Raw genomic sequence first — 10387 nt, forward strand, 5'->3', positions numbered from 1 at the left:
ATTTATTGTTCAAAATAGGGGGGTACAGAACACGATTGGAGGTTAAATGGGAGGTTAAATATTTTGACCTTATAAAATATTATAATCAAAACAATAAGTTATTATCTTTATATATCGCAATCATATGTCAATTTACTAAATTGAAAGATCAAAATCCTGCTTCCGAGCGGGATTTTTTATGGCATGCCATTTGAATATAACGATAAAAATAGAAATAAGAGGAAAAGAAGATGAGCGAAATTCAATATTTAAACATTCAAGATCTAAAAGATGAGCAGGCTCAACTGTGCGAATTATTGGCACAATGTGTGCAAGATGGTGCATCACTGGGTTTTTTAGCTAAAGAATCTAAGTCGCACTATGATGAATATTGGTCTGCTGTGGCAAAGGATATTCAAAAGCATAAAACCTTTTTGTGGGTGGCGCTGCAAAGCGGTGAAGTTGTGGGCACAGTACAATTGGTTCGTGCCACCAAAGCCAATGCGCTGCGTCGTACTGAGATTGAAAAACTTATGGTGCATCCAAAGGCACGTCAAAAAGGCATTGCTCATCAACTATTCACACTTGCAGAAGATCAAGCAAAACATTTGAACTTGAAATTACTTGTACTTGATACGCGTACAGGCGATTTCGCTGAAAGGCTGTATGAAAAATTTAACTTTATAAAAGCTGGGATCATTCCGCAATTTACATTGAGACATACGGGTACATTAGATTCAACGACATTATTTTATAAATTATTGTCTTAAGTTAAAGTTGATGAAATTTTTAGACCAAAACTCCTGCATAGATGCAGGAGTTTTTTCATTAAAGGTTCTTTTGATTAACCCGTTTAGAGAGTTCTTCCGCACTTTCAACTCGTTCAGAATAGCGATCTGTGAGGTAGGCAGATTGACCACGTGTGAGTAGGGTAAATTTATATAATTCCTCCATCACATCGATAATGCGAGTGTAATAGGAGGAAGGTTTCATGCGGTCATTTTCATCAAATTCTAAAAATGCTTTTGCAACGGAAGATTGATTTGGAATCGTGATCATCCGCATCCAACGCCCAAGGATTCGCATTTGGTTAACAGCATTGAAAGATTGCGAACCGCCACTGACTTGCATTAGCGCTAGCGTTTTACCTTGAGTAGCACGAATGGCACCTGCGGCTAAAGGAATCCAATCAATTTGTGCTTTCAAGATAGAACTCATCGCCATGTCGTTCTGGCGAACACCAAACCATGCCTTCAGACCATGCAAGCAATTCATGTAATTCCTGAACTTTGGGATGTGAGGTTTCAGCATCTTCAGGCAGAGGAAGACCTTTAGGATGAAAGATTTTGACTTCTGCACCAAAATGTTCAAGGATTCGACCCGCCTCCAATACCGTTAAACGGCTAAATGAGCGTTCACGGTTAGAGCCATATAGCAGCAGGATGCGTGGCGGATGTTCCAGTGCTTTGGCTTGAACTTGCTCAAAACGCGGTGTTTCAAGTAAATCTAGTTGAATATTGGGGAGCTTCATTTTAGTTCTCTTTATACCATTTGCGTTTTAACCAGAGCGATACACTAACTAATGCAATTAGCACAGGGACTTCAACCAATGGGCCAATAATCGTGGTAAATGCAATCGGAGATGCAATACCAAAGGTGGCGATGGCAACAGCGAGGGCAAGTTCAAAATTATTACCCGCTGCGGTAAAGGATATGGCAGTGGTTTTGGCGTAATTATTACCCATCCATTTGCTCATCAAAAAGCTAATGAAAAACATCACCACAAAGTAGATCGTGAGGGGAATGCCAATACGCAGTACATCCATTGGAAGGCTCAAGACATCTGCACCTTTGAGGCTAAACATCACCACAATGGTAAAGAGTAATGCCATTAAACTGATGGGGCTGATTTTGGGTATAAATTGATTTTTATACCAAGCCAGACCTTTTTGTTTTACCAATATGGCACGCGTCAGGAAACCGAGCAGGAAGGGAATACCTAGATACACCAATACTGCATGTGTGATGGTCCAAAAGCTGACTTGGATCACTTGTGCTTCTATACCAAAATAAGGCGGTAAAAAACTCAAAAAGAACCATGCGTAGGTACTAAAAAATGCAATTTGGAAAATACTGTTAAAGGCCACTAAAGCCGCTACGTATTGGTTATCCCCACAAGCGAGATCATTCCAAACCAGAACCATTGCAATGCAACGTGCTAAACCAATCAGAATCAAACCGGTCATGTATTCAGGGTAGTGTTGTAAAAACACGATCGCCAAAATAAACATCAGGCAAGGTGCGATTAACCAATTTTGAACCAGTGATAGGTATAAGGTACGTTTATCTTTAAACACTTCAGGCAGCGCTTTGTAATCCACTTTGGCCAAAGGCGGATACATCATCAGGATTAAACCAATGGCAATCGCAATATTGACATCACCGATATTGAGTTGATTTAAAGCTCTTGAAGCACTTGGAATATAGACGCCAATCGCAATGCCTAGCCCCATTGCGATAAAAATCCATAGCGTTAGATTGCGGTCTAGAAATGACAGTTTTGCAGCAGCCATTATTGGATCTCTGAAATTTTTTGGATTTCTAGGTTGAGTTCTTCACGACTTAATTGCGTAAAATCGAGTGCAAATAAAGCATCTAAACGGCGGTTAATATGCGCCACGGTATCAAGAAATGCTGCAAGTTTTATTTCATCTACAAGCTCTAAATGGGAAGGATCTTCTAAGCCCCAGTGGGCTTTGATGGCAGAGCCTAAGTAAATTGGGCAAGCTTCTTGAGCGGCAGAACCACAGACGGTAATTACCACATCGGGTTGGTATTGTTCACATGCTGCGATGGATTTACTCGACAAGCCCTCAGTCGGTAGATTGAGGTTGTGTAGCGTTTCCAAGGTAAACGGGTGGATTTGTCCTGAAGGTTTGCTTCCTGCGCTATAGGCACGGAAACCTTCAGGGGCACGCTGGTTAAAAAGTACTTCGGATAAAATGCTGCGGCAGCTATTGCCAGTACATAGAAATAAAAAATTCATAGCGTTTCACACAATGTGGTAGTGCCTTTCGGAGAGTTTAAATCGAGATCTTTAAATCGTTCTTGGTGACGCATGACATCAAGTATTTGTGTACACCAAGTAGGCAGTGCAGGGTGAATGGAGTAATAGACCCATTGACCTTTGCGTTGATCACTCAAAACACTAGATGACCGTAGTAGCGCTAGATGGCGCGAAATTTTGGGTTGGCTTAATTGAAGTGATTCGGTGAGTTCACATACGCAGAGTTCACCTTTACATGCCAACAGCATGATGATGTTCAGACGAGTCTCATCTGCAAGTAATTTGAAAAATTCAGTCTGTACCATGTTTATCTGTATATATGGATTTGCATATATCTTTACATATGAATATATGGATGTCCATATGTATTCTTCAATAAAAATCCCACACTTGGTGGGATTTTTATATTTAGACCAGTTTAAAAGTCGAATGAAGTTTGTAAAAAGAAAGTACGTGGCTGACCAATATATTTACCACCGGTTGCATCTGATGAACGGGTGAAATACTGTTTATCAAATACATTCTTGATGCCAGCAGCAACTTTAACCCCTTGTAGCGAACCGCCAAAGTCATAGCCGGTACGCACAGCAAAAGTTGAATAGCCTGGAATATCGCCCAGTTTACCATTTGCCGTTTCTTCAGTTTGGTAGATCCCTGAATCTTGGTTACCTGGGGCACGTTGTTTAGATTGAGCATACATGTCGGCATTGATGGACCAAGCATCATATTTATAACCTAAGCCAAAGTTTGCGACATTTTGTGAATAGAAGGGCAAATCTTTACCTTTAAAGTTACCTGCTTCAGCAACCGCTTTGGTATAGGTGTAATTACCATAGGCTTTTAAGCCTTCGAGATTGTCAGCTAAATGTCCAAAGTCATAGCTAAAACCGGTTTCGATCCCTTTATGACTTGTAGCACCGAGGTCAGTCCAAATGCCATTGTTTGCAGCATCACGTTCTAAAATCAGTTCTTTGTCAAAATCTAGATAAAACGCAGTTAATTCAGCGCTCAAACCATTGCCTAAATATTTGGTACCAATTTCATAGTTATTAGACTTTTCAGGATGTAAGCCATCTAAGGTGGTGACCGCTGTAGTACCTTGCGTTGTTGCTAACTGGTTATATTGCTGTGGACCAAAAGATACACCAGCATTGGCAAAGAAATTCCAATGGTCTGTTGCTTTATACAGGACAGCTAAACTTGGCAAAAATTCATCTGATTGGATCGATGGATGAACAGTATTTTGTAATACGCCATTTTTATAGGCACTAAAACTGTTTTGCGTATCAATCGATTCAAAACGAACGCCGGGTGTAATATTCCATTTACCCAGTTCTATACGGTTATCGATATAAGCAGCATGCGCTTTGGTGCCACCCGCACTACGGGTACGTGCTATAAACTGACCAGGTTCTGCATCTGCTGCGTATTCAGTACGGCCTGCGAACTCGGTGCTCTCTTCGTCCATATAACGGTAACCGACAGTCACTTCATTCAGCGTACTTCCTAAGCTATAGCTACGTGAATAACGTGGCTCAATGGCAAAGACTTTATAATCACGTGGTGAGGTATCTAAGCGATGATTGCCATTGGCTAAAGTAGATTCAAGGTTGCTGGTACGGAATGAATCGATGTAATAACTTAAAAGTTCAAAGTTGTTCGTGTCGTCTTTATGTGTATAACGTAGGGATACATCTGAACGACGGCCAGTGAAAAAGTCACGATAATGCGACGTTTGATATGGATTTACTTCGAATTCAGCAGCGCTTAAACCTTCAGGCATTTCACCTGTACCATCGTAGTGATGGAAATTTAATGCGATTTTATCCTGATCAGTGATGTCATAAGCGGTTTTTAACATGACATCATCAATGTCATTTTTATTGTTCGCTTCACGATAACCGTTGCCTTTAGTGCCTGAATAAAGTAAGGCAAGACCTAAACCATTATCTAATGTTCCGCCAACAAACAGACTAGGACCTAATTTTACCTGATCTGTACCTGTTGCATATTCAGAGTTTAATGCCACGGTACCTTTAAAGTCTTCAGGAATGCTACGTGTGGCAAAGTTGATAATACCACCGACATTTTGTGGCCCAAAACGGACAGAACCTGCTCCACGGACTACATCAACAGATTCTATATTTCCTAAAGAGACAGGTGCCATAGAAAGCTGTGGTTGTCCATAAGGTGCAAATGACATCGGTATGCCATCGATCAACACAGTTGAACGTGGAGAGAGGCGAGAGGTTAATCCACGTACGCCAATATTTAATGAAACATCGCTACCGCCAGTACCATTATTTTCTTGAACCTGAACACCGGGAACTTGGCGTAACGCATCTTTTAGAGATGTTGCTGCGCTTTCATTTAAGCGTTTACGATCAATAATGGTCCGCGCACCGGCATGTTTTTGCACCTTTTTTTTATTGGCGTTTTCCAGCCAGTTACCTTGAGTTTCAATGGTGATGGTCGGTAAAACATCTGCTTGTGCGGTCTCTGTATTTTCAGCAGCAGAAGCCATAGTGGCAACCATGCTTATACCTACAGCAATACTCAGCGGTAATAACGGGAAATTTTGAAGCTTTGGAGATTTTTTGCTTGAACTATACATAAAAGTGTGAGCAATGGAGAGAGCGCGTATCATAATCTTGCGTGCGATAAATTTAAATAAGGATGATTATCATTTAAAACTATGAATATGATTAAGCTAATAGAATTTTTAATTTAAATAAAGAATAAGTGTGATTTATAGTCAAAAAACCGCGCTAAAGCACGGTTTCTTAAAATGAATTTAATTATTTGAACTGGATAGAGCCATTTGCACTGACCGTGATTTTAGATTCGCCACCTGCCATTTCTTGCTCAGGAATAGCATCAGCTGCCGCAGCTTTCATCATCGCCATACGAGGTACAGGCTGACCACCATAATTGCTAGTATTAAGGTTAATATTCACTAAGTTATAGCCTGATTTATTCCACGCTTGTGACAATGTCTGCGCGCGTTGTTGGAAGTTTTTAGAGGCTTCAACCATCAACTCATTTTCTACTTTTTTACGCTGTGCATCTGACACGCTAAAGCTAATCGATTGAGTTTGGAAATTTTGTTGTAACTCGCTCACCAATTGGCTAGCTGCTTTAAAGTCTGTACTTTCTAAACGCACTTCGGCACGACCACGCCATTCTTTCAATTTACGACTGTCATTGTCATAAATCGGGTAGGTGCTTTGAGATCCCGTTTCGATTTTTACCGCAGGGTATTTACGGGCTGTGTTCACCGCTTGGGTCATCAATTGGTTGATTTGGGTAGCAAGTTCAGCCGGTTGTTTATTTGATTTTTCAATATATAAAACGGCATACATTTGGTCGTTCGACACTTGGCGAGTAGCATCCGCCTGAATGTTCACGATGTTGTAATTGAGTGGGTCAGCTGCTTGAGTTGCTGCTGCCAAACCTAGACCGGATGCTAATAAAACAGTAGATAAGATAATTTTACGCATTGTTATGACCTATTCTTCTTTCAGAATGACTAATTTAGCTTATGCTCTTATCTTAAAAGGGGATTGTGATGGATTAAAGGAAAATCTGTGGTGGGATTGTAAATCTTTCAAGAAAAATAAATGCAGTGCTTGATGAATATTTATTTAAATAATCAGTACTTAGTTGTTTAAATAATTGAAGATTACAATAATCATTCATAAGTTGTAAAAAAGCATAAAATAAAAAGGTTTTCTTTGTTTTGTCACACTGTAAGATGATAATTCAAGATATCCATGGAATAGATCTGTTTTTTCTCTAAATTATCTTTTTATTTGATCATAAAAGTGATTTATTTTCTTGAAAAAGTCTGTATCATCCGCCTCCTAGTTAGCCCATACTCAAAGAGCTTTTAAAGCTAACTAGAAACTCATAAAGCACCGAGTCAAAGGACCGCAAGTCACCCGACTTATTTCTTTCAACCCATATCAGAGATGGTAATTCGATATGAGCGTTTCTTCTGTAAACCCTGCCACTAATTCTACTAACGAATACTATTTGACTCGCCAAAGCCAGATGGAATCCAATGTTCGTAGCTATCCGCGTAAACTTCCACTTGCGATAGCAAAAGCTTTAGGTTGTTGGGTTACTGATGTTGAAGGTACAGAGTACCTCGATTGTTTAGCTGGGGCAGGAACATTGGCATTAGGCCATAATCATCCTGCGGTAATTCAAAGTATCCAAGACACACTTGCAAGTGGCCTCCCATTGCATACTTTGGATTTAACAACGCCTTTAAAAGATGCTTTTACTGAAGCACTACTTGAGCAATTACCTGGTGGTAAAGAAGAGTATTGTCTACAGTTCTGTGGTCCGTCTGGTGCAGATGGTACAGAAGCAGCAATTAAGTTAGCAAAAACATACACTGGTCGTAGTTCAGTAATCAGCTTCTCAGGTGGCTACCATGGTATGACTCACGGTTCTTTAGCAATGACAGGTAACTTGTCTGCAAAGAATGCGGTGAACGGCTTAATGCCGGGTGTTCAATTTATGCCGTATCCGCATGAATACCGTTGCCCATTAGGCATAGGTGGTGAAGCGGGTGTAGACGCATTAACGTATTATTTCGAAAACTTCATTGAAGACGTAGAAAGTGGTGTAACTAAGCCAGCAGCTGTAATCTTGGAAGCAATCCAAGGTGAAGGCGGTGTAGTGACTGCACCTGTAAAATGGTTAAAGAAAATACGCGAAGTGACTGAAAAGCACAACATCGTGTTGATTCTTGATGAAGTACAAGCAGGCTTTGCACGTTCAGGTAAAATGTTTGCCTTTGAACATGCAGGTATTGAGCCAGACGTCGTTGTAATGTCTAAAGCAGTAGGTGGTAGCTTACCACTTGCAGTATTGGGTATTAAACGTAAGTTTGACGCATGGCAACCAGCGGGTCATACGGGCACATTCCGTGGTAACCAACTTGCTATGGGTACTGGTCTTGCAACAATCAAAACCATCAAAGAACAAAACTTGGCTCAAAACGCGCAAGAGCGTGGCGACTTCTTACAAGCTGAAATTAAAAAATTAGCGGTAGAATTCCCATGCATCGGTAACGTACGTGGCCGTGGTTTGATGATTGGTGTTGAAATTGTTGATGAACGTCAAAAAGCAGATCACATGGGTTCTTTACCTGGTGATTCTCAATTGGCAGCAGCAATTCAAGCAGCATGTTTCAACAACAAATTGTTGTTAGAAAAAGGTGGTCGTAACGGTACTGTAATTCGTTTACTTTGCCCATTGATCATTAACCAAGCTGAATGTGAAGAAGTGATCGTTCGCTTCAAGAAAGCACTTGCTGAAGCACTAGTTGCAACTCGAGGCGCGTAATAATGGTTGATTTTGCAGAACATCGTAAAGCGTTATTCTGCAATGATGCACAATCCATTGCTGACTATCAGTCAGCAATGGATTCAGCTGTAAAAGCTGTATCTGCATGGTTGCAAAATGACAAAATGTACACAGGCGGTAGCATTAAAGAGCTTCGTAGTGCAATTGCATTCAATCCTTCTAAAGAAGGTATGGGTGTACAAAAATCACTAGACCGTATGGTTGAGCTGTTCTTAAACAAAAGCTTAAAAGTACATCACCCACATTCTTTAGCGCATTTACACTGCCCAACAATGGTCACTAGCCAAATTGCGGAAGTGTTAATTAACGCGACAAACCAATCTATGGACTCATGGGATCAAAGCCCTGCAGGTTCATTGATGGAAGTTCAGTTAATTGACTGGCTTCGCCAAAAAGTGGGCTATGGTGCAGGTCAAGCAGGTGTATTCACCTCTGGCGGTACGCAGTCTAACTTAATGGGTGTTTTGCTTGCACGTGATGCATGTATTGCTAAAAACTGGAAAGACGAAAACGGTAACCCGTGGTCTGTTCAGCGTGATGGCGTACCTGCGGAAGCAATGCGTAATGTCAAAGTGATCTGTTCTGAAAATGCACACTTCTCTGTGCAAAAGAACATGGCCATGATGGGTATGGGTTTCCAATCTGTTGTCACTGTTCCTGTGGATGCGAATGCACGCATGGACATGGACGCACTTGAGAAAACCATGGCTCACCTTCAAGCGGAAGGTAAAATCGTAGCATGTGTAGTTGCAACTGCGGGTACAACTGATGCAGGCGCAATTGACCCATTGAAAGAAATTCGTGAAATCACCAACAAATATGGCGCGTGGATGCATATCGACGCAGCATGGGGCGGTGCACTGATTCTTTCAAATGACTATCGTTCAATGTTAGACGGTATTGAACTGTCTGACTCGGTAACGCTTGATTTCCATAAGCATTACTTCCAAACCATTTCTTGTGGCGCATTCTTGTTGAAAGATGAAGCGAACTACCGTTTCATGCATTATGAAGCTGAGTACTTAAACTCTGCTTATGATGAAGAACATGGCGTTCCAAACTTGGTGTCTAAATCCTTACAAACAACCCGTCGTTTTGATGCGTTGAAATTGTGGATGACGGTTGAGGCACTTGGTGAAGAGCTTTACGGTTCGATGATCGACCATGGTGTGAAGTTGACTCGTGAAGTGGCTGACTACATCAAGGCGACTGCTGGTTTAGAGATGCTTGTTGATCCACAATTTGCTTCTGTATTGTTCCGTGTGATTCCTGCAGGTTATCCGGCAGAATTACTGGATACACTGAACCAGAACGTTGCAGATGAATTATTTGCGCGTGGTGAAGCGAATATTGGGGTAACGAAAGTAGGTGATGTTCAATCATTGAAGATGACGACTTTAAGCCCGGTAGCGACTTTAGACAACGTGAAGAATCTGCTTGGCCTTGTGCTTGCAGAAGCTGATCGTATCAAAGGTTCAATCGCGGATGGTACCTATACACCTGCAATTGATTAATCAATTTGAATGTGTGAAAGGAGGAGGCCAAGGGGTCTCCTTTTTTATATCAATTAGAAAGTAAGCTTGCACAACCGCAATTAAATTCATTAGAAAAAAATATCATTGTGTAGGGAGTGCCTTACTTTTCAAGGATGAGGAATATATTCTGCAAGGTAACCAAAATCCTCTTTTAGACAAAAGATACGTCCATGTGACCTTTGCCTAACGGCGACATCCGGGTCGCCAGTTACGATAGTAGTATATGGCTTATAATTTCATAGATTAAATAGCAAAAATTTAAAACAATATAAAATTGGCAATGTAGGTTCCCTCTCCTTGAAGGCATAGGTATCTACACATTTTTTATAAATTGAATGCGATCTGAGCAATCGCATTCAGCTCATCAGACGAATACTCTGACAACAACTGAAGAGTGTTCAATAGTATTGAAAGCCCTGCCAGTATG

8 protein-coding genes and 1 pseudogene are annotated in these 10387 nt (G+C 40.9%); 3 read left to right on the top strand and 6 right to left on the bottom strand.

The genetic code is table 11. From position 1 onward, the window contains the following. The first annotated feature begins 230 nt into the window (after positions 1–230). Positions 231–749 (top strand): GNAT family N-acetyltransferase, encoded by a 519-nt coding sequence (locus FTT94_RS15430; RefSeq protein WP_180171082.1) that lies wholly within the window; start codon positions 231–233, stop codon positions 747–749. Positions 750–807: 58 nt separating this feature from the next. Here FTT94_RS15430 and arsH read toward each other — a convergent pair. The 6 genes and pseudogenes from arsH to FTT94_RS15460 form a co-directional block, all read right to left on the bottom strand. Continuing rightward, a pseudogene (gene arsH, locus FTT94_RS15435) lies at positions 808–1510 on the bottom strand (arsenical resistance protein ArsH). A 1-nt stretch (position 1511) separates the two neighbouring features. Next, positions 1512–2552 carry an ACR3 family arsenite efflux transporter gene (arsB, locus tag FTT94_RS15440; protein ID WP_180007689.1) on the bottom strand — a complete coding sequence of 347 codons (1041 nt, stop codon included), beginning with the start codon at positions 2550–2552 and terminating at the stop codon, positions 1512–1514. Next, complete coding sequence (locus FTT94_RS15445) at positions 2552–3025, bottom strand: arsenate reductase ArsC (RefSeq protein ID WP_180171083.1); 474 nt, start codon at positions 3023–3025, stop codon at positions 2552–2554. Before FTT94_RS15445 ends, arsB begins: the two co-directional genes overlap by 1 nt. Beyond that, positions 3022–3351: a metalloregulator ArsR/SmtB family transcription factor gene (locus FTT94_RS15450; protein WP_180171084.1), complete on the bottom strand. Its 330-nt coding sequence runs from the start codon at positions 3349–3351 to the stop codon at positions 3022–3024. Before FTT94_RS15450 ends, FTT94_RS15445 begins: the two co-directional genes overlap by 4 nt. Before the next feature lie 113 nt (positions 3352–3464). Beyond that, entirely contained in the window at positions 3465–5582 is a 2118-nt protein-coding gene (locus FTT94_RS15455; RefSeq protein ID WP_257231473.1) for a TonB-dependent siderophore receptor, read from the bottom strand. A 262-nt stretch (positions 5583–5844) separates the two neighbouring features. Next, entirely contained in the window at positions 5845–6546 is a 702-nt protein-coding gene (locus FTT94_RS15460; protein ID WP_180171086.1) for an SIMPL domain-containing protein, read from the bottom strand. Between the two features lie 484 nt (positions 6547–7030). Here FTT94_RS15460 and FTT94_RS15465 point away from each other — a divergent pair, with 484 nt between their 5' ends. Both FTT94_RS15465 and FTT94_RS15470 read left to right on the top strand, forming a co-directional pair. Further along, on the top strand, positions 7031–8404 hold the full coding sequence (locus tag FTT94_RS15465; RefSeq protein ID WP_078190193.1) for a diaminobutyrate--2-oxoglutarate transaminase: 1374 nt from the start codon (positions 7031–7033) through the stop codon (positions 8402–8404). 2 nt (positions 8405–8406) lie between these two features. Continuing rightward, positions 8407–9939: an aspartate aminotransferase family protein gene (locus tag FTT94_RS15470; RefSeq protein WP_180171087.1), complete on the top strand. Its 1533-nt coding sequence runs from the start codon at positions 8407–8409 to the stop codon at positions 9937–9939. Positions 9940–10387: the final 448 nt, after the last annotated feature.

The organism is Acinetobacter sp. YH12027 (assembly GCF_013420085.1).
Lineage (GTDB): Bacteria > Pseudomonadota > Gammaproteobacteria > Pseudomonadales > Moraxellaceae > Acinetobacter > Acinetobacter amyesii.

What these genes read in the sequence shown, in the direction of transcription:
- FTT94_RS15430 (WP_180171082.1), top strand. Translation starts at nt 231, where the DNA reads ATGAGCGAAATTCAATATTTAAACATTCAAGATCTAAAAGATGAGCAG.
- arsB (WP_180007689.1), bottom strand. Translation starts at nt 2,552, where the DNA reads ATGGCTGCTGCAAAACTGTCATTTCTAGACCGCAATCTAACGCTATGG.
- FTT94_RS15445 (WP_180171083.1), bottom strand. Translation starts at nt 3,025, where the DNA reads ATGAATTTTTTATTTCTATGTACTGGCAATAGCTGCCGCAGCATTTTA.
- FTT94_RS15450 (WP_180171084.1), bottom strand. Translation starts at nt 3,351, where the DNA reads ATGGTACAGACTGAATTTTTCAAATTACTTGCAGATGAGACTCGTCTG.
- FTT94_RS15455 (WP_257231473.1), bottom strand. Translation starts at nt 5,582, where the DNA reads ATGGTTGCCACTATGGCTTCTGCTGCTGAAAATACAGAGACCGCACAA.
- FTT94_RS15460 (WP_180171086.1), bottom strand. Translation starts at nt 6,546, where the DNA reads ATGCGTAAAATTATCTTATCTACTGTTTTATTAGCATCCGGTCTAGGT.
- FTT94_RS15465 (WP_078190193.1), top strand. Translation starts at nt 7,031, where the DNA reads ATGAGCGTTTCTTCTGTAAACCCTGCCACTAATTCTACTAACGAATAC.
- FTT94_RS15470 (WP_180171087.1), top strand. Translation starts at nt 8,407, where the DNA reads ATGGTTGATTTTGCAGAACATCGTAAAGCGTTATTCTGCAATGATGCA.